15 protein-coding genes and 1 tRNA gene are annotated in these 19,325 nt (G+C 73.8%); 9 read left to right on the forward strand and 7 right to left on the reverse strand.

The annotated features are described in order from the left end of the window. Positions 1 to 81 precede the first annotated feature (81 nt). Both AB0L40_RS01900 and AB0L40_RS01905 read left to right on the forward strand, forming a co-directional pair. Positions 82 to 1,218 carry an amidohydrolase family protein gene (locus AB0L40_RS01900; RefSeq protein ID WP_364348316.1) on the forward strand — a complete coding sequence of 379 codons (1,137 nt, stop codon included), beginning with the start codon at positions 82 to 84 and terminating at the stop codon, positions 1,216 to 1,218. Beyond that, entirely contained in the window at positions 1,215 to 2,309 is a 1,095-nt protein-coding gene (locus tag AB0L40_RS01905) for an amidohydrolase family protein (protein WP_364348319.1), read from the forward strand. Before AB0L40_RS01900 ends, AB0L40_RS01905 begins: the two co-directional genes overlap by 4 nt. A 113-nt stretch (positions 2,310 to 2,422) precedes the next feature. On the opposite strand, the gene AB0L40_RS01910 is transcribed toward AB0L40_RS01905, so the two are convergent. The 6 genes from AB0L40_RS01910 to AB0L40_RS01935 form a co-directional block, all read right to left on the reverse strand. Beyond that, positions 2,423 to 2,494, reverse strand: a tRNA-Arg gene (locus AB0L40_RS01910). Positions 2,495 to 2,582: 88 nt separating this feature from the next. Further along, positions 2,583 to 2,855, reverse strand: a complete 273-nt coding sequence (locus tag AB0L40_RS01915; RefSeq protein ID WP_364348322.1) for a hypothetical protein — start codon at positions 2,853 to 2,855, stop codon at positions 2,583 to 2,585. Between the two features lie 3 nt (positions 2,856 to 2,858). Next, complete coding sequence (pyrE, locus tag AB0L40_RS01920) at positions 2,859 to 3,419, reverse strand: orotate phosphoribosyltransferase (protein ID WP_364348325.1); 561 nt, start codon at positions 3,417 to 3,419, stop codon at positions 2,859 to 2,861. Positions 3,420 to 3,464: 45 nt separating this feature from the next. After that, on the reverse strand, positions 3,465 to 4,475 hold the full coding sequence (locus tag AB0L40_RS01925) for a L,D-transpeptidase family protein (protein WP_364348328.1): 1,011 nt from the start codon (positions 4,473 to 4,475) through the stop codon (positions 3,465 to 3,467). Positions 4,476 to 4,780: 305 nt separating this feature from the next. Beyond that, the gene (locus AB0L40_RS01930; protein WP_364348331.1) at positions 4,781 to 5,698 is read right to left on the reverse strand and encodes a type II CAAX endopeptidase family protein; all 918 of its coding nucleotides are present in this window, start codon (positions 5,696 to 5,698) and stop codon (positions 4,781 to 4,783) included. 186 nt (positions 5,699 to 5,884) lie between these two features. Beyond that, positions 5,885 to 7,399 carry a mannosyltransferase family protein gene (locus AB0L40_RS01935; protein WP_364348334.1) on the reverse strand — a complete coding sequence of 505 codons (1,515 nt, stop codon included), beginning with the start codon at positions 7,397 to 7,399 and terminating at the stop codon, positions 5,885 to 5,887. Positions 7,400 to 7,493: 94 nt separating this feature from the next. Between AB0L40_RS01935 and AB0L40_RS01940 the strand changes: the two genes are divergently transcribed. From AB0L40_RS01940 to thiL, 3 genes are all read left to right on the forward strand, one after another. After that, entirely contained in the window at positions 7,494 to 9,605 is a 2,112-nt protein-coding gene (locus tag AB0L40_RS01940; RefSeq protein ID WP_364348337.1) for a transglycosylase domain-containing protein, read from the forward strand. A gap of 196 nt (positions 9,606 to 9,801) precedes the next feature. After that, complete coding sequence (gene infA / locus AB0L40_RS01945; protein WP_007577037.1) at positions 9,802 to 10,020, forward strand: translation initiation factor IF-1; 219 nt, start codon at positions 9,802 to 9,804, stop codon at positions 10,018 to 10,020. A gap of 73 nt (positions 10,021 to 10,093) precedes the next feature. After that, the gene (gene thiL, locus AB0L40_RS01950) at positions 10,094 to 11,071 is read left to right on the forward strand and encodes a thiamine-phosphate kinase (RefSeq protein WP_364348340.1); all 978 of its coding nucleotides are present in this window, start codon (positions 10,094 to 10,096) and stop codon (positions 11,069 to 11,071) included. Positions 11,072 to 11,396: 325 nt separating this feature from the next. Here thiL and AB0L40_RS01955 read toward each other — a convergent pair whose 3' ends face one another. Beyond that, a complete protein-coding gene (locus AB0L40_RS01955) occupies positions 11,397 to 13,316 on the reverse strand; it encodes a hypothetical protein (RefSeq protein WP_364348343.1) in 1,920 nt (639 codons plus the stop codon). Between the two features lie 124 nt (positions 13,317 to 13,440). Between AB0L40_RS01955 and AB0L40_RS01960 the strand changes: the two genes are divergently transcribed. From AB0L40_RS01960 to AB0L40_RS01975, 4 genes are all read left to right on the forward strand, one after another. Next, on the forward strand, positions 13,441 to 14,145 hold the full coding sequence (locus tag AB0L40_RS01960; RefSeq protein WP_364348346.1) for a response regulator transcription factor: 705 nt from the start codon (positions 13,441 to 13,443) through the stop codon (positions 14,143 to 14,145). A 3-nt stretch (positions 14,146 to 14,148) separates the two neighbouring features. Continuing rightward, complete coding sequence (locus AB0L40_RS01965; protein ID WP_364348349.1) at positions 14,149 to 15,672, forward strand: HAMP domain-containing sensor histidine kinase; 1,524 nt, start codon at positions 14,149 to 14,151, stop codon at positions 15,670 to 15,672. Next, on the forward strand, positions 15,669 to 16,865 hold the full coding sequence (locus tag AB0L40_RS01970) for a trypsin-like peptidase domain-containing protein (RefSeq protein ID WP_364348352.1): 1,197 nt from the start codon (positions 15,669 to 15,671) through the stop codon (positions 16,863 to 16,865). The genes AB0L40_RS01965 and AB0L40_RS01970 overlap by 4 nt, the downstream gene beginning before the upstream one ends. A 174-nt stretch (positions 16,866 to 17,039) precedes the next feature. Further along, positions 17,040 to 18,518 carry a trehalose-6-phosphate synthase gene (locus AB0L40_RS01975; RefSeq protein ID WP_364348355.1) on the forward strand — a complete coding sequence of 493 codons (1,479 nt, stop codon included), beginning with the start codon at positions 17,040 to 17,042 and terminating at the stop codon, positions 18,516 to 18,518. The last annotated feature ends 807 nt before the right edge of the window (positions 18,519 to 19,325 follow it).

Below are 19,325 nucleotides of genomic sequence, written 5' to 3' on the forward strand. Positions count from 1 at the left end.
GACGCAGGCGGTGGGAAGCTCGGACGGCGTCGCCACGCAGCGAGCAAGCGCTCGCATCGGCACCACGAGAGGACAGAACTGATGGAGACAGCACGTACCTCGGCCCCCGGGATCACGGTGGCCTCGCCGCCGAAGTCCTTGGTCATCGACACCGACGTCCACAACTTCCCGATGATGGACGAGGTCGTCGCGTACATGCCGACGCGCTGGCGCCAGTACTACGAGCGCTACGGCCTGCGGACCGGCGCCGGCGAGCAGGGCATCGTCCGCGCCCGCTGGATGGGCAGCCGGACCGACGCGTGGTCCCCGGAGGGCAAGCCCCCCGGCGCGGACCCGGCGTTCATGCAGCTGCAGCACCTCGACGCCTACGACGTCGACATCGCAATCCTGAACAACAGCATGGGGCACTCCGGCGCCTACGTCGGCGGCGGCGCGCCCCTCGAGTACACGGCGGCCCTGATGCGCGCCGCCAACGAGTGGACCGCCGAGCGGTGGCTCGACCTGGACAGCCGCTTCTGCAACACGACGCTGATCCCGTACGAGGACCCGAAGCTCGCGATCGCCGAGATCGAGCGGTGGATCGGTGACGACCGCTTCGTCCAGGTGAGCGTGCCCCTCCGGATCCAGCGGCCGTTCGGTCACCGGAAGTACTGGGACCTGATCGAGGCCTGCGCGCACTACGACCTCCCGATCGCCTTCCACCCGGGGCAGGGGAACCTCGGACCGCTCACGGCCGCGGGCTGGCCCTCGTACTACTACGAGGACCACGTGAATTTCCCGCACGCACTGGCGGGGCACATGGCGAGCCTCGTGACCGAGGGCGCCCTCGACCGGTTCCCGAACACGAAGATCGTCTTCCAGGAGGGCGGCTGGTCGTGGGTCGCGCCGTTCGCATGGCGGTTCGACCGGGCGTTCGGGCAGCTCCAGGACGAGGTGCCTCACCTCACCCGCAGGCCGTCCGAATACCTCGGCGACCACTTCTGGTACACGACCCAGCCGTGGGAGGAGATGGAGAAGAAGCACCAGTTCGAGCAGGCGTTCAAGGCGTTCGGCCACCCGGAGAAGCTGCTCTTCGCCAGCGACTACCCGCACTGGGATTTCGACGCGCCCGACACCACCGCCCAGATGATCGACGATCCGCAGCTCCGCGAGATGATCATGAGCGGGAACGCGCTCGATCTCTACTCCCGCCTCCCCAAGCCGGAGGCCGGCGCATGAGCACTGTCATCCCCTCGCTCGACCGAGAGACCGTCCTCGGCGGATGGTCGGGGGCCGTCATCGACGCGGACCTCCACGCCCACCTCGGCAGCGTCGAGAGCCTGAAGGACCACCTCGAGCCGGTGTGGCGCGAGTTCGTCAACGAGACGGGCTTCCAGGCGCCGCCCTGGATGGACTCCGTCTACCCGCCGGGGGCCGGGACCACGATCGATCCGGGGCTCGCCGTCGCCGGCGGCCCGGTCGGTTCGACGGCTGCGGCAGTGGTCGCGGGCGCGGTCGAGCCGATCGGAGCGGAGGCCTCGATCCTCAACTGCTACTGGGGGCTCGAGCGCGTCCGTCACCCGGACTTCGCGGCCGGGCTCGCCCGCGGGATCAACGACTGGCTGATCGCCGAGTGGCTGGACAAGGACCCGCGGCTTCGCGCGTCCCTCGTCGTCCCAGCGTTCGTCCCGGACGAGGCGGCGGCGGAGATCGACCGCGTCGGCGGACACCCCGGATTCGTCCAGGTGCTGCTCCCCGTCCGGTCGTCCCGGCTTTACGGTCAGCGACCGCTGCGCAGCATGTTCGAGGCGATGGTGCGCAACGACCTGGTGGCCGGCGTGCACTACGGCGGCACCGCCGACGCTCCGGGTCCCAACGGCATGGAGACCTGGTTCCTCGAGGACTACGTCTCGAGCCACCTCGGAGCGTTCCAGGCGCAGCTCTGCAGCATGGTCAGCGAAGGGCTCTTCCAAGCCCTCCCGGATCTGCGCGTCTCGTTCCTCGAGAGCGGCTTCACCTGGGTCGGCCCGACGCTGTGGCGGATGGACCGCGAGTGGCCCGGCCTGCGTCGGGACGTCCCGTGGCTCGTCGAGGCACCGAGCGCCCTCGTCCGGCGACACGTGAAGTTCTCCGGCCAGCCCATCGACGCCGGCAACGACGACCAGCTGCGGGCCGCACTCGACTGGCTCGGCTCCGACGATCTGCTCATGTTCGCCTCCGACTTCCCGCATGGACGATCGGAAGAGGCGACCGCCCTCCTCCGCGTCCTCTCGCCCGAAGCCGCGGAGAAGTTCATGGCGGGCAACGCACGGGCGCACTACCGGCTCTGAACAACCGCCCAACCCCTGCGGCCGGGGCGGGGGTGGGCGGGGTGACGCGCAGAAACCACGTGCGCACGGCCAATGCGCGTAGCGCAGAAATCGCAGATGTGCAGGTACTTCTATGCCCCCGGCAAGAATCGAACTTGCGCACATGGTTTAGGAAACCAATGCTCTATCCACTGAGCTACGGGGGCGGGGACCGCAGATCCTAATGCGTCCCGGCGGCACGGGACGCGCCGCTGTGACGCGCTTCGCGGACCCGCCGCGAAGCGCGGGGGAGGCTCAGTCCCCCGCCCCGCTGCGCGCCGCGAACCACGCGGCGTACGCCACGATCGCGATCACCAGGGCGAGCGGGATGAAGGTGCCCGCCGAGAGGGACTCGTTGTCGTCGGCGGAGAGGAGGGTGACGACGAGGCCGATGACGCCGACGATCGATCCGGCGCCCATCAGGCGGAGGGAGCCCTTCGGGGGGAGGCGCTCGAAGAGGGCCAGGCCCGCGCCGGCGCCCGCGGCGACGAGGCCGATGAAGAGGACGACGACGCCGACGACGACCATGGCTCAGGCCTCCGGGCGGTCGGGGTGGACGTCGTCGATCGTGGTGAGGGCGACGTAGGGGGCGCCGCACGCCGCCTCGATGCGCTCGCCGCCGCCGGCCAGGCGATCGAGGACGGTGACGACGCCGACGATGGTCCGGCCCTCGGCCTGGAGGGCCTCGATGGCCTGAACGGTCGACCCGCCGGTGGTGACGACGTCCTCGACGACCAGGCAGCGATCCTCGTCGGTGAGGAACGGGCCCTCGACGCGGCGCTGCAGGCCGTGGGCCTTGGTCTCCTTGCGGATGAAGAAGGCGTTGGCGTCCGCACCGCCGGCCAGGGCGGCGCAGGCGACGGGGTCGGCCCCCATCGTCAGGCCGCCGACGGCGGTCGCGCCGAGGCGCTCGACCTCGACGGCCAAGAGCTCGCCCAGGGCCTTGAAGCCGGCGGGGCGCAGGATCGCCCGCTTCGCGTCGACGTAGTACGACGCGGTCTTGCCGGAGGTCAGCGTCACCTCGCCGAGCACCAGCGCGTGCTCGCGGAGCTCGGCGACGAGGCGGTCCTTGGCGGTGTCGGGCGCAGGCATCAGGGGGCCGATGCTATGGGCCCGACCCCGAGGAGGGCGCGAGCCCTAGTACGTGTCGACCGGCATCCCGATCGTCATGAACGCGTAGATCGAGGCGGCGTCGGACATCGGGACGCGGAAGCAGCCGTGGCTGGCGCTGTAGCCGGCCGGGACCTCGGGGTAGCCGTGCACCGCGTAGCCGCGGATGAAGTACGAGGACTTGTACATGCCCTTCGCGTTCGTGCCCGGGTCCTTCATGTAGACGTGGAAGCTGCCGCGGATGGTCGGCGTCGACGGCTTGCCCGGGGACGTGTGGTAGATCCGGATGGCCTTGCCCTTGTCGACGAGGACCAGGACGCGGCGCTCGATGTCGCCCTCGACGTGGCGGCCGTGGCTCGGGAACTTGACCTTGAACCGGCCCTTGCCGGCGCGCAGGGCCCGGAAGACGGCGGAGTTCGCCTCGCTGGTCGCCGACATCCGGGCGACCTTGCGGAAGGCGAGGACGGCGCGCTGGGTGCGGGCGTCGTAGACGCCCTTCTTGCCGATGACGTACGCCTTGTCGGCGAGCATCTCCTGCAGCATCCGCACGGCCAGGCCGCGCTCGCCGGCGCTGACGTTCGGCGTGGCCTGCAGGACGACCTTCGTCTTCGCGACGGTGGTCGCGATCGGCTGGTTCTTCGGGATCGCGGCGCGGACGACGACCCGCGAGCTCTTGCTGACCTTGCCCGGGACGTTGAGGCGGACGTAGCCCTTCTCGCCGTCCTTCTGCTGCTTCAGCGTGACCGTCTTGGACGACCGCTTGCCCTTGGCGGTGAAGGTCACGCGGACCTTCGTGCCGGCGACGAACTGGTCGGTGACGGCCAGGGCGCGCCACTTCTCGCCCTTGAGGACCTCGCCGCCGCGGGCCTTCTCGGTGACGAGCGTCAGCTTCGTCACGACGGGCGCCGGCGGTGCCGGGGCTGGGGCCGGCGGTACCGCGGGTGACTGGGCGTGGGCGGCGGTCGGGACGAGCAGGACGGCGGCCGGCAGCACCGCTGCCAGGGCTGTTCTGCGACCGGGAAGGCGACGCTGCGTCATTCGGGAATGGTACCCCGGTCCGGAGGCTCCCACCCCGACCCTCATACGGGACTTCCCCGTTTCTTCGGGCCGGACCGCCCGGGAACGACGACTGCGAACGCGCCAACCGCATCGGGCGAGGGCATCGGGCGGCCGGGCGGTGCCGCGACGGTCTCCCGTCGGCGGTGTGCCGTCCGCATCCGGGTCCGGCCCCTGACCGCCCGGGGCCCCCGGACCGGCCGGCCGCCCCGTCGGGCGGCGGCGGGACGCCCAGACCCAGCCCCGGCCCCTGACCGCCCGGGGCCCCGGACCGGCCGGCCGACCCGTCAGGCGGGGGGCGGGACGCCCAGACCCAGCCCCGGCCGCGCCCGGGGCGGCGGCAGCCGGTCCTCGACCCGCTTGGCGATCAGGGCGATCAGGCCGAGGATCGAGACGGCGCCCGCCCAGAGCGCGAGTCCGCCGAGGACGCTCCAGTCGAGCGCCACCGCGATCGCGATCGTGTTGTTCGTGCAGTGCAGGAGGATGTTCGCGTAGAGCGAGCCCGTCACCTGGTACAGCAGGCAGAGGATGATCCCGAACGTCGCGAGGATCGGCAGGAAGATCGCCTTGGACCCGCCGATGTGGAGCGCGCCGAAGAGGATGCCGTCGATCAGCGCGCCGAGGGCCACGGCGACCCAGGCCGGGGCGAAGCGCGCGATGCTGTCCCGCAGGCCGGGGTAGAGGATCCCGCGCATCAGGAACTCCTCGCCGATCGGCGCGCAGACGGTCACCGCGAGCCCGACCGCGATGCCCGCGACCAGCGAGCCCTTCGCGCCGAGGTCCTCCGGCAGCGAGTCCTCCTGGCCGTCGGCGTTCAGGAGCGCACCCAGGCCGGCGGAGATCAGCAGGTACAGGACCAGTGCGGCGACGACGAACAGGGGGATCCGCCAAGCGCGCGGCGGCATCAGCAGCCCGACGTCCCGGCGGCGCAGCCCGCCGACGAGCATGCCGACGATCAGGAGCGGCACGCCGACGAACGCGGCGTTCTGCAGGATCGACCCGATCACCGAGCCGGTCGCCTTGGCGGTGTTCGTGTCGTCGCCGATGGCGAGCGTCGGGATCGACGTGAAGATCGCCGCGCCGAACGTGGCGATGAACGCGAGGAACGCCGCCGGGGCGCCCCACGACATGCGTGGCGTCGGGCCGGCCGCGCCGCGATCCGGCGCGGGCGGGGACGACGTCGTCGTCGACACGGGCGTGGTCACCGGGCTCAGGCTACCCGGACGCGTCTCCGTACCGACGCACCGTGCGGGCCCGGGTTCCGCCCCGCAACCCGGCCCGCCGGTCCGGCCGGCCCTCGGTGGGGCGCGTCCACCCCGGGCCGGCACGCCGGACCCGCCGGACGCGGTCGCCTGCACGCTCGCCCCGCACCCCCGGCCCGCGGCGAGCGCCTACGCCACGAACACCCAGCGCGTCGTCAGCTCGGTCACGAGCATCAGGAGCCCGATCCCCACGACGCCGAGGACGACCATGCGGGTGCGCTGCCAGCGCCCGCGGGTCAGCCACCAGCCGGCCCACATCGCCAGGGGGAAGAGCACGCCCAGGAAGCGCGGCAGCGACATCAGCGGCTCGCCGCCGGTGGACACGACGGGGGCGCTCAGCGGCAGCAGCAGCGCGCAGCCGGCGTAGGCCGCGTAGGCCGGGGGCAGCCGCCGGGCGACGCCGACGAGCGCGGCGAGCCCGAGGACGAGGAAGACCAGGAGCAGCGGGTTCATCCACTCCGCGTTCGGGGTGATGATCGCCGGGGAGACCTTCGGCCCGAAGAGCTGCTCGAGGCCGTCGACCGCGGAGCGCCCCGAGCGCACCACGCCGTCGATCGGCCCGACGTTGCGGCGCCCCCACTCCTGCTGCTGGTCGAACGACACCGTCCAGGTGTGCCCGGCCAGGCGCAGCCCGACCAGGAAGGTCAGGAGGCCGACGGCGACCATCGCCGCCGCGGCGGCGGGGCCCGACAGCGCGCGCAGCCGGTCGGGGTCCAGCAGGCGCGGGCGCTCCAGGGCGTCGGCGTCCGCGGTCCGGGGCCCGCGCTGCAGCACGTACGCGGCGGCGGCGAGCGCGGGGACGAGGAGGACCACCCAGGGCAGCTGGGCGGCGAGCGACAGCAGGACGACGCCGGCCAGCGCGGCGACCCCCAGCGCCCGCGGGCTCGGCCCCGAGCGCCCGGTCTGCTGCTGCCAGGCGATCACGAGGATCGGCACCACGAGCACGATCCCGGCGCTGCGCGTCGTGGCGGCCAGCGCGCCGAGGACGGCGACGACCATCCACTGCCGCTCCCGCGCGGCGTAGAGGCAGCCGACGGAGATCAGCAGGAAGAGGCCCTCGGAGTAGACCGCGGTCAGCCACAGGGACCCCGGGAAGACGAGCAGGACCCAGACCGACGCGCGGGCGGCGCGGCGGCCGAGCTCGAGCTCCGTCATCCGGTGCAGCAGCATCGCGCCCCCGTACGCGCAGACCGTGGAGATCAGGAGCCCGGCCAGCAGCGGCGACCCGACGACGCTCCCGGCGCGCAGCAGGCCCGGGTACAGGGGGAAGAACGCGGTCCGCGGCAGGTAGCTCGTCGGATAGCCGTGGTTGGCGATGTCCAGGAACCACACGGCGTCCCAGCGTGCGAACGGGGCGACGAGCCGGTCGGTCAGCGCGCCCAGGCCGGTGGTCAGGCCGGCCGGGTCGTAGACCTCGTCGGTGTGGATGCCCCAGAGCGCGGCGCCGGCGATGCCCGCGACGAGCACCGCGACCCGCGTGAGGACGAACGCGGGGAGCACGACGCGCGCGGTCTCCGCCCAGCTGAGCGGCGCGTCGCGGGACGCGGCCCCGGCGACCGTCGCGGGGGCGGTGATCGGACCGGCGGGGGACGCCGGGAGGTCCTCGAGCGCCGCGGGGCGTTCGAGCTGCGTGTGGCGCCCCATCCGGAAGCATGGTTACGGAAACGGCCGCACGCCGTGCACCCAGGGGTGCAACCGGCAGGAGAACCGACCTCGGCCGGGTATCGTGGCCATAGGTATGTCCCACGCAGCCCGCAAGCGCCGCCAGCGACGCTCCAAGGGCGGTGCGGCTCGAGTCGTCCTCGTGCTGTTCGCCGTCGCCCTCGTCGCTCTCGGCATGAGCGCCATCGGCGGCGTCGGCTACGTCGTCAGCGTGGCGGACGGCGTCGACCTCGACGAGATGGACCAGGTCGATCCCGGCGCGCCGTCGGTCGTCTACGCCAAGGACGGCACGAAGCTCGGGTACCTCCAGGGCCCGACGATCCGCGAGAAGATCCGCACGAGCCAGATGGGCGACTTCGTCCGCAACGCGACGGTCGCGGTCGAGGACCGGCGCTTCTACGAGCACTCCGGCGTCGACGTGGAGGGCATCTTCCGCGCCGCGACCCGCAACCTCTCCACGGGCGGCAACACCGAGGGCGCCTCCACGCTCGAGATGCAGCTGATCCGCAACCTCTGGACCGGCGACACCACCAGCAGCCTCAAGCGCAAGATCCGCGAGGCGAAGCTGGCCCAGCAGCTCGAGGACCGCCATCCCGGGCGCGAGGGCAAGGTGTGGGTCCTGACGACCTACCTCAACACGGCCCCGTACGGCACGGTCGGCGGCCAGGCGATCAAGGGCGTCGAGGCCGCCGCACGCGTGTTCTTCAACACGACGGCGCAGAAACTCACGCTGGCGCAGGCCGCGACGATCGCCGGCCTGCCGCAGGCCCCGACCGACTACGACCCGTACACCAACCCCGAGGGGGCGCTGACCCGCCGCAACGACGTCCTCCGGCGGATGGCGGAGCAGGGCTACATCAGCCCGTCCGAGGCCTACGCGGCGCAGGAGAAGCCGCTGGGCGTCAAGAAGGGCGGCAAGTACTACACGACGCGCCGCGAGAAGTTCTTCCTCAACTACGTCCAGCGGATCCTGGTCGCGAAGTACGGCAAGACGAAGGTCCGCAAGGGCGGGCTGAAGGTCTACACGACGCTCGACCTGAAGAAGCAGGACCTCGCCCGCGCGGCGATGGCCGCCAAGCTCGACGCGAAGGCGGGCGACCCGTCCGCCGCCATCGTGACGCTCGACCCTGCCACCGGCGACATCGAGGCGTCTGCCGGCTCGACCCAGTTCGGCAGCAACCAGTACGACCTGGCGACGCAGGGCCGCCGCCAGCCGGGCTCGACCTACAAGACGATCGTGCTGACGACTGCGCTGGAGCAGGGCATCAGCCCGAGCACCAGCTACCCGGCTCCCTCGACGTTCACGATCCCGCCGCCGTTCTGTACTGACGGCGCCACGCTCTGCACGATCAGGAACTTCGGCGGCGAGGGTTCCAAGGGCGGGTCGATGGACCTGAAGACGGCGACGTTGAAGTCCGTCAATACCGTCTTCCAGCAGCTAGACCTCGACGTCGGGCCGAAGAACGTGACGAAGACGGCGAGGGCGATGGGTATCACCTCGCCGCTCAAGAGCTACCCGTCCGAGGCCCTGGGATCCGCGAGCGTCAGCCCGATGGAGATCGCCCGCGTCTACGCGACCATCGCCAACGGCGGCATGCGCGTGACCCCCCGCGCGATCACGAAGGTCGTCGACGAGGACGGCACCGTCCGGCGGCCGCAGCCGGTCCGCCGGGTCCGCGCCGTGCCCCAGGACGTCGCCAGCGAGGTCAACCGGATCCTGCAGGCCGACATCAAGGGCGGTACCGCGGCGTCGGCGAACTTCGGCTGCCCGGCCGGCGGCAAGACGGGGACCACGAACGGCCCGACGGACGTGTGGCTCGCCGGGTTCACCCCGCGCCTGGCCACGGCCGTCTGGGTCGGGTTCCCCGACGGCGCGAGGAAGATCACGTCGACCACGCAGGCCGGCGGCAACATCCAGGGCGCCAGCGTCTCGGCGCCGATCTGGAAGCAGTACATGCAGGGCGCGCACGGCGACTACTGCGGCAACTTCCAGGGGCTCGTGCCGTTCACCGGCACCAAGGGCCGCAAGGGCGAGGCGCTGACGACGACCCAGGGCGACGAGTCCGGCCAGAGCGGCTACGACGACGGGTCCGGCACCTCCGGCGGCACGGGCGCCGGCGACGGGTCGAGCACCGATCCGTACCCGTCCGACACGTACGAGTCGCCGGTCTCCCCGGCCGCCCCGTAGGCCCGGGCGCGGCGGCGCGGCGACGGTCCGCACCGGGCGTCGCGACGCGCGCTCCCGGCGGTACCGGGCGCCGCATCGGCCCGGCCCCCGGCGGTCCGTCCGACCCGGGGCGCGGGCGCGGATCCGGCGTGGGCACGGGGCATCCGCCGCGTAGGGGCTCCGCGTCCGACGGTCGACCCTTGGTACCGTAGGTCGGATGGCCAAAGAAGACAAAGTAGAGTTCGAGGGCGAGGTCGTCGAGGCCCTGCCGAACGCCATGTTCAAGGTGCAGCTCGACAACGGCCACGAGGTCCTCGGCCACGTCGCCGGCAAGATGCGCCGGTTCCGCATCCGCATCCTCCCGGGCGACCGGGTCCGCGTCGAGGTCTCGCCGTACGACCTCAGCCGCGCGCGCATCGTCTACCGCCACCGGTAGGACGGGCATCCCGGATCCCCGGCCCGCGGGCCGCGAGGATCCACCTCCGCGCGCCGGGCGTCATGCTCCCCGCGTGGGCGAACGCGCGCTGATCCGGACCTTCACCGCCGGCCTGCAGCCGCGCGACGACCGGCTGCTGATCGGCCCCGGCGACGACGCCGCGGTCGTCCGGCCCGCCGCCGCGCTGGCGGTCACGAGCACCGACACGACGGTGCTCGGCGTGCACCTCCCGTCGACCGCCCACCCGCTGGTGACCCCGGCGGTCGTCGGCCACCGCGCGCTCGCCACCGCGCTGTCGGACCTCGCCGCCATGGGCGTGCCCGCGGGCGAGGCCTACGTCGCGATCACCGTGCCAGGCGACTGGGGCGACGACGACGTCCTGCAGGCGGTCGCCGCGCTCGAGGAGCTGGCCCGCCGCACGGGCACGACGGTCGCCGGCGGCGACGTCACCTCCGGACCCGCGCTGGTGATCACCGTGACCGTCGTCGGCTGGGCGACCGGCCCCGACGCGCTGCTGCGCCGCGACCACGCCCGGGCCGGGGACCTCGTCGGCGTCACCGGGACGCTCGGCGGCAGCGGGGCCGGCCTGGCGCTGATCCTCGACCGCGTGCCGTCGGCGGCGGTCGGGTCCGGCGTTGCCGACGCGCTGCTGCACCGCTACCTCGTGCCCGAGCCCCGACTGGAGGCCGGCGCCGCGCTCCTGGCCGCCGGGGTCCGGACGGGGATCGACCTCTCCGACGGGATCGCGACCGACGCCGCCCACGTCGGCGTCGCGTCCGGCGTGCGGCTGGAGATCGACCTCGACCGCCTGCCGCGCCAGGAGGGCGTCGACGCGGTCGCCGTCGCGCTGGGCCGCGACCCGGCCGAGCTGGCGGCGACGGCCGGAGAGGACTTCGAGCTGCTGGTGACGGCGCCGCCCGGGATCGCGGAGACGCTGGACGGGGTCACCTGGGTCGGCACCGTGCGGGACGCGGGCCCCGAGCCCCCGGGCGCGTGCCTGCTGCGCGGTGGCGCGCCGGTCGCGCTGGGTGGCTTCGAGCACCGGTCGTAGGACGGGCGCCCGTCGGTCGCGCCGCCGTACCGGGCCGGGCGGCGGGGCCCGGCCGGCCGCGACGCCGGCTTCGGGTCCCGCGGTCGATCCTGGACACCTGGTGGCCGGGGATCGACCGACCCCTCTGGTGGTGGGTGGTCGGCCGGGCCCCGCGCGACCAATCTTGGACACCTGTGGGCCGGGGATCGACCGACCCCTCTGGTGGTGGGTGGTCGGCCGGGCCCCGCGCGGTCGATCCTGGACACCTGTGGGCCGGGGATCGACCGACCCCCCCCCGACCACGCACGGCCGGACGCCGGGCCCGCGTGGTCCCTGCGGTCGCGTCTCAGGCCCGCCGCGTGCGGGAGCCGGGAGGCCGGTCGACCGGGCGCCGGGGCCGCCGGCCCTCGCGCCGGCGCTCCCGCCGCCGGCGGTGGTCGTCGATCGGGTCGGCGGGCTCCTCCGGGGCGGGCTCGGGCTCGGTGCCCCAGGGCTCCGCATCGTCCCACGGGCCGTCGTGCTCGGGGTGCCACGGCTCCTCGGGGTCCGGGTCGATGGGCTCCTCGTCGTCGGCGAGGGTGCCCCGGCGCCCGGTGAACGGGTTGCGGACGGGCGGGACCAGCGACAGCGCGGTCGCGACCGCGGCGCCGACCACGAGGCTGACGAAGAGCATCGCCACCGGCGTGACGTGGCCGCCCGCGACGAGCAGGACGAGCCACCACGGCAGCTGGGTGATCCCGACGTGGAGGTCGGATACGACGGTGATCGCCGCGGCCGCGGGCAGCAGCAGCCCGACGAGCAGCAGCCCGAGCTTGTGCAGCGGGGCGGAGACCGGCACGGGGGAGATCGCCGCGGGCCACGCCGCCAGCGCCGGCACGAGCAGGTAGGCCGCGAGCGGGTCGAGGACGAGCAGCGCGACGATCGTGGCGAGCAGGACGGCGAAGACGCCGAACGCCACCGCGGGGCGCGTCGGCCGGTGGTGGCCGGCGATCTCGCGCGTCAGGAACGGCCGGGCCGCGACCGTCGAGCCGACCAGGACGAGCAGCAGCACGACGACGAAGACCCAGGCGCCGGCGCCGGTGTGCAGCGCGGTCCCCGCGAACGGGGCGGGCACCGCGGGCCAGACGAGCCCGCTGCGGCCGGCGCCGATCGCCACCAGCCCGGCGATCAGCGGCCCGACCGCGCACCCGAGCGTCCACGCCAGCCCGGCGAGCAGGTTGATCCCGTCGCGCGCGAGCGAGATCGACAGCACCAGGACGCCGCCGGTGAGGGGCAGCAGCAGACACAGCAGGAGCACGCGAAGCGCCCACCCGGGCAGCTCGCGGTCGGCGATGATCAGGCCGGTCTGGGGCGGCCCGATCCGGGCGGACGGCTCGTCCGCCGCCAGCAGCCCGCGCAGCGCGGCGCGCCCGTACGCGGCGAACCGCGACCCGTCGACCACGCCGCTGGACGCCGAGCCCACCGCGCCCTGCGACGTCAGGATCACCGACGGGACCTTCGCCTGGTTCAGCTCGCCCTGCTCGCCGACCGTCGCCGGCAGGCCGCGGCGGACGAGCTGGCGCCAGAGGGCCTCGGAGTCCGACGGGCGCAGGTTCTCCTGCCGCAGCGCGGTCTCCAGCGTCCGCTGGAGCCGGAGCGACCCCGCGGCGGTGCCGTTGGCCCACGAGGCCACCTGCGGCGGCCGGGAGCGGTCCCCGGAGAGGTCGCCCAGCACGATCGCGGCCGAGACCCCGCCCTTGACCGCCCGGGCCAGGCGCGTCGCGCCGGTCAGGCCGCCCCCGGACGCGCCGGTCGTCGACACGAACTGCACGGTGTGGCGGAAGCGGTTCTGCCCGACCGCGCGGGCCAGTGCGAGCAGCGCCGAGGTGGCCGTGAGCTCCGCGGCGGATCCCGGGCGCAGCGCGTCGCGGTGGGCGACCACGAGGATCTCGGGGCCCGGCAGCCCGGGGAGCGTCGCCGACACGTTGATCAGCGAGCGGGTGCCGTCGGGGGTGTCGGCGTCGAACTCGTCCTTGCGGATCGCCGCCGTGGGGACGGCGCGCCGGAACTCGTCGGCCACGAAGTCCGCGAGCGCCGCGTCCCCGGGCGACCCCGCGCGGCGGTTCGGGAACCGCGCTGCCAGGGCGTCGTTCATCCGGGCGGCGGCCGCGCCGTCGTAGGCCTCCGCCGGCAGGTCGGCCGTGAGGGGACGCGGCAGCGCCCGCAGCGAGAACACCGCGACGAGCGCGGCGAGGAGCAGCGCGCCGATGCCGATCCGAGTCGCCAAGGACGCCAGCGTACCGGCGCACTACGCTGTGGCTGCGCCGGTCCCTCCCGACGCGCCACCCGGAACGGGCCGTGGGGCCCGCCGCGGCGGCGCGATCGCCCGGGTGGGCCATGATGCGACGACCGTGACCACCTCCGCCCGCATCCTCGTCGTCGACGACGAGGAATCGATCCGGACGCTCCTGGCGTTCCCGCTGCGCCGGGACGGCCACGAGGTGATGACCGCGGCGGACGGCCGCGAGGCGCTCGAGCAGTTCGACCGCGGCCGACCCGACCTCGTGCTGCTCGACGTCATGCTGCCGGGCGTCGACGGCTTCGAGGTCTGCCGGCAGCTGCGCCAGCGCTCCACGGTGCCGATCATCATGCTCTCGGCCCGCGGCGAGGAGGGCGACCGGGTCGCCGGCCTCGAGAGCGGCGCCGACGACTACGTCACCAAGCCGTTCTCCGTCCGCGAGCTGCGCAGCCGGGTGCGGGCCGCGCTGCGCCGTGCCGCGATGCCGGCCGCGACCGCCGGCGACGCCCCGCCGATCGAGGTCGGCGACCTGGTCATCGACCCGGACCGCCGCCGCGTCACCGTCCGCGGCGAGGAGGTCGAGCTCACGCACCTCGAGTTCGAGCTGCTGACGACGATGGCCTACGCGCCGGGCCGCGTCTTCACCCGCGACATGCTGCTCGAGCGGGCCTGGGGCGGCGCGGCCTACCGCGAGCGCCGCACCGTCGACGTGCACGTCCTGCACCTGCGGGAGAAGATCGAGCAGAACCCGAAGGCGCCGGAGTACGTCATCACGGTGCGCGGTCTCGGCTACCGCTTCCGCGACGCCGACGGGTAGGCGGTGTCGACGCCGACGGAGGGGCCCGGGTCCGCGCCCCCGCGACGGGGCCGCCCCGACGACCCGGCGACGCCGTCCGGTCGGGAGGGGATCAAGGGCGCCACCGTCCCGCGGCTGCGCTCCCGCCTGCGGCAGTCCCTGCGCCTGCGCCTGACGCTCGCGTTCGTCGCCGTGACCGTGGTGGCCGTCGTCGCGATCGCCCTGCAGGTCCTGCCGAGCCTGGAATCCTCGCTGGCCCAGCAGCGGCTGCAGTCGCTGGCGCGCGACACCGCGGCGGCGGTCGCGGAGTCCCCGGGCGGGGGCTCGCGAACGCGGGCCGACCGGGAGCTCGTCGCCGCCGTCGCCACGCGGACGGGCGCCGACGTCGTGCTCTACGGCCCCGGGGCCGGCGGCGGACCCCCGGTCGTCCGCCGCGCGTCGGAGATGTCTCCCACGCCCGGCGGGGCGGAGTCCTCCCTGGCCGCGCGCGCCCTGGAGGACGGCCGCGACGTCCGCACCGTCGACGACGGCGACCGGCTGCGCGCGCGGGTGGCGGCCGTCGTCCCCGGAGCCGGGTCGGCGGCGGGTGCCGGCTCGCGCGGCGTGGTCGTGGCGAGCGAGGACCTCGCGGACGTCCGCGCGACGGTCACGCTCGTCCGCCGGCGGGTCCTGCTCGGCGGGCTGCTCGGGATCGTCGTCGCGGTGCTGACCGGGACGGCCTTCGCGGTCGGCCTGTCGACCCGGCTGCGGCGCCTGGAGCACGGCTCGCGCGAGGTCGCGGCCGGCCGCTTCGCGACGCGCTTCGACGTCGAGGCCGCCGACGAGCTCGGGTCGCTCGCCCGCTCCTTGGACACCATGCAGCGCCAGCTGAAGGAGCTCGACTCCAGCCGCAAGCGCTTCATCGCGACGGCGTCGCACGAGCTGCGCACCCCGCTGCAGTCGCTGTCCGGGTTCGTGGAGCTGCTGCAGGACGAGGAGCTCGACGAGGAGGAGCGGCAGGAGTTCCTGGCGCAGCTCGCCACGCAGGTCGCGCGGCTGACGCGGCTTTCGTACGACCTGCTGGACCTCTCGCGCCTGGAGAGCGGCGGCCTGGACCTGCGCCCCGAGCGGACCGACCTGCACGCCCTCGCCCTGGCGGTCGCCGCGGAGTTCCGCCCGCAGGTGGAGCGCGAGGGCCGCCTCCTGACCGTCCGCCTGGCGGGCGAGCCCGTCGAGCAGTGGTGCGATCCCGAGCGGGTCGCGCAGGTCCTGCGGATCCTCGTGGACAACGCGTTCAAGCACTCCGGGTCGTCCGAGGAGGTCGTCGTCCGGGTGGCCCGCGGCGGCGGTGCGGCGCGGATCACCGTCACCGATCGCGGGGGCGGCATCGCGCCGGAGGACCTCCCGCACCTCTTCGAGCCGTTCCACGGCACCGGCGACGGCTCCGGCGCGGGCCTCGGGCTCGCGATCGCACGGGAGCTGGCGCACCGGATGCGCGGCACCCTCGGCGTGCAATCGACGCGGTCGGGTACAACTACGACGACGTTCACCCTGGAGCTCCCTGCATGAATCCCGTCCCCGCCCGTCTCGCCGCCATCGCCCTGCTGGTGGCGTCGCCACTGGCGCTGGCCGCCTGCGGCGGTGACGACGACGACTCGAAGACCGCCGCGGTCTCGACGCAGGCCGGCGGATCCGGCTCGGTCACCACGGTCGAGGACCTGCCGACGAAGGACGGCGGCTCCAGCGCGAAGGGCCTCGCGATCGACCCGCGCACGATCTACACGCGCCTCGGCGGCGGGGTCGTGACGATCATCGCGGCCGGCGCCACGAACACCGACAGCGGCGGCCTGGGCTCCGGCTTCGTGGTCTCCGCCGACGGCGAGATCGCCACCAACGCCCACGTCGTGTCGCTGGGGGAGAAGGCGAACTCGCCGGTCGCGGGGCGCGTCTTCGTCCGCTTCGCCGACCGCAACCAGGTCCCCGCGAAGGTCGTCGGCACCGACCGCTTCAACGACGTCGCGCTGCTGAAGATCGACCCGAAGGACCTCGACCTCGTGCGCCTGCGCTTCGCGGGCCCCGAGGACGCGCACGTCGGCGACCCCGTCGTCGCCATCGGCTCCCCGTTCGGCGAGGAGCAGTCGGTCTCCGAGGGCATCATCTCGGCGCTGGACCGCTCGATCCGGTCGACGTCGGGCTTCGACACCGTCGACGCGATCCAGACCGACGCGGCGATCAACCGCGGCAACTCGGGCGGCCCGCTGCTCGACGCGCGCGGCCGCGTCATCGGCATCAACTCGCAGATCGAGACGTCCAGCGGCGACGGCACCGGCGTCGGCTTCGCGATCTCGGCGAAGACCGTCGAGCGCGCGATCGACCAGATCCGGAAGGGCGGCAAGGCGTCGTACCCGTACCTCGGCGTCTCGACCGTCGGCGTCTACCCGCAGCTCGCGAAGAAGTTCGACCTCGGCACCGACACCGGCGCGTGGATCCAGGACATCCCGTCCGGCGGACCGGGCGACGAGGCGGGCCTGCGCGGCCCGAACGGCCCGACCCAGCAGTTCCAGGTCTCGGCGTTCCGTCCCGGCGGCGACGTCGTCGTGGCCATCGACGACCAGCCGGTGAAGACGTCGACGGACCTGTCCGAGGTCGTCCAGGGCTTCCGCCCCGGCCAGACGGTGACGCTGAAGGTCTTCCGCGGCGGCAAGCCGAAGGCCGTGAAGGTCAAGCTCGGCAGGCGGCCGACGGTCGTGCCGAAGGGCTGAACGGGGGGCCGTCCGGGGACGGGCGGGCCTCGCCGGGGACCAGGCGGCCCGCGGGCCGGCCGTCGGCGCGGGAGCGACGGTCCACCCCGTGCATGGATCGCCGGGCTCCGGGCACCTGCACGGTCACGTTCCGTCCACGGCGTCCCGCGGACGCCCCGATACCCTGGGTGCTCGATGCCGGATCCCCCGCAGAAGCCGCTCGTCCTGGTCTCCAACCGGGGGCCGGTGACGTTCGACACCGACGGGACGATCAGCCGAGGCACGGGCGGTCTGGTCACCGCGCTGACGGGGCTGGCGTCCCACCGGCCGGTCACCTGGATCGCGAGCGCGATGGGCCGTGGCGACGCGGACCGCTCGCGGCAGGCCGGCGGCAAGGCGTTCACCGTCCAGTCGCCCGTGGGCGGTGACTACGACGTGCGGCTGGTGGTCTCCGACGAGCAGGCCTACGAGGGCTTCTACTCGATCATCAGCAACCCGATGCTGTGGTTCATCCAGCACTACCTGTGGGACCAGTCCAACGCCCCGGACATCCGCACCCACGAGGTCGAGGCGTACGAGTACGGCTACAAGCTCGTCAACGAGGACATGGCCCACGCGGTGGTGGAGGAGATCGACGGGGTGGAGAACCCCGTCGTGATGGTCCACGACTACCACCTCTACCTGCTGCCGGGCATGATCCGCAAGCAGCGCCCGGACGCGTTCCTGCACCACTTCGTGCACATCCCGTGGTCGCAGTCGGACTCCTGGCGCGTGCTGCCGCCGAAGATGCGCGACGAGATCTACCGCGGGATCCTCGCCAACGACATCATCGGCTTCCACACCCGCTCCTACCGCCGCAACTTCCTCCAGTGCTGCGAGGACCTGCTGGAGCTCGAGGTCGACCACAAGCAGGGCGTCGTGAAGATCGACGACCGCGAGGTGTGGGTGCGGGCCTACCCGCTGCCGATCGACGCGGCCGCCACCCGCGCGGTCTCCCGCCGCGTGCGGGTGCGGCAGTTCGAGGACGAGCTGCTGCGCCGCCGGCGCGACCACATGATCCTGCGCGTCGACCGGGCGGACCTGTCGAAGAACGTCCTGCGCGGGTTCTCGGGCTTCGACCTGTTCCTCGAGCAGCACCCGGAGTTCCGCGAGCGCGTCACGTTCGTCGCCCAGCTGATGCCGTCCCGGACCGACGTGGCGGAGTACCAGGAGTACCTCGAGCGCATCGAGGCCCTGGTCGCCGTCGTCAACCACCGCCACGGCACGCCGGACTGGATGCCGATCCAGCTGAAGCTCCGCGACGACCTCGAGGAGGCGATGGCCTCCTACCGCCACTACGACGTCCACATCGTCAACGCGATGTTCGACGGCATGAACCTCGTGGCGAAGGAGGGCCCGATCGTCAACGAGCGCGACGGGGTCTCGATCCTCTCCGAGAACACCGGCGCCCACGAGGAGCTCGGCGAGTTCGCCCTGACGGTCAACCCGTTCGACGTCCAGGATCTGGCCAACATGATCTACCGGGCCCTCACCATGAGCGGCGCCGAGCGCAAGCGCCGCGCCGACGGCCTGCGCGAGATCATCCTGCTGCGCAGCCCGGGCGACTGGATCGACGACCAGCTGGCCGACATCCGCGGCAAGGCGGCGGGCGCACCGGCGCACGACGAGGTCTGAGGGGGTGGGGCGCGCCCGCTCGGGCGGGCGCTGTCGCGGGGCGGGTCGGGTGCTGGACCGTCCGGGTTCTGGAGTCGATGGGTGGGGGCGGGGCCGGTCGGGCACGGTCGCGAGCCGCATCGAGTTGCGGACCGCCCAGGTACCGACGTCGACGGGTGGGGGCGGGGCCGGGTTGGCCCGCCGGGGCGCGTCGAGTTGTGTGCGGTCCAGGTACGGAAGTCGATGGGGCCGCCGGCCGGCCGCGCACGGTCACGGGGCGCGTCGAGTTGCGGGCCGTCCGGGTACGGAAGTCGATGGGGCCGCCGGCCGGGCGGGAGTCGTCGCGGCGCGCATCGTGTTGCGGACCGTCCGGGTACCGAAGTCGATGGATGGGGCGGGGACGGGTTGGCCTGCCGGGCGCGTCGGGGTGCCGACCGCCCGGGATCCGAAGTCGATCGGTGGGTGCGGGGCGTGTCGATCCGCCGTGTCGCCTCGGGTCGCGGACCCAGAGGTCCCGGCGGCGAGGGGGATGACGCAGAGACGTCCGCTGGGTGGCGCGAACGTGCGGCGGCACGGGGCGGCTGGCGGGGTGACGCAGATATGCCCCGCTGGGCGGCACGAACCTGCGGCGACGCGGCTCGCGTGGGGGAGTGATGCAGAAACGCCCCGCCGGGCGGCACCGACCTGCGGCGACGTGCCCCGCGCCCGCCCGGCGGTCCGCGCGCCGCTCATGGACCGAACTCCGCGGCCGCGCTGCCGCCCGTCGGCCCGGAGCGGTTCGGCACCGGCGCCGGGCGGCGGGCGGGAGGCGCCGACGTGGGGCGCGGC

The organism is Patulibacter sp. NPDC049589, from assembly GCF_040675535.1.
GTDB lineage: Bacteria > Actinomycetota > Thermoleophilia > Solirubrobacterales > Solirubrobacteraceae > Patulibacter.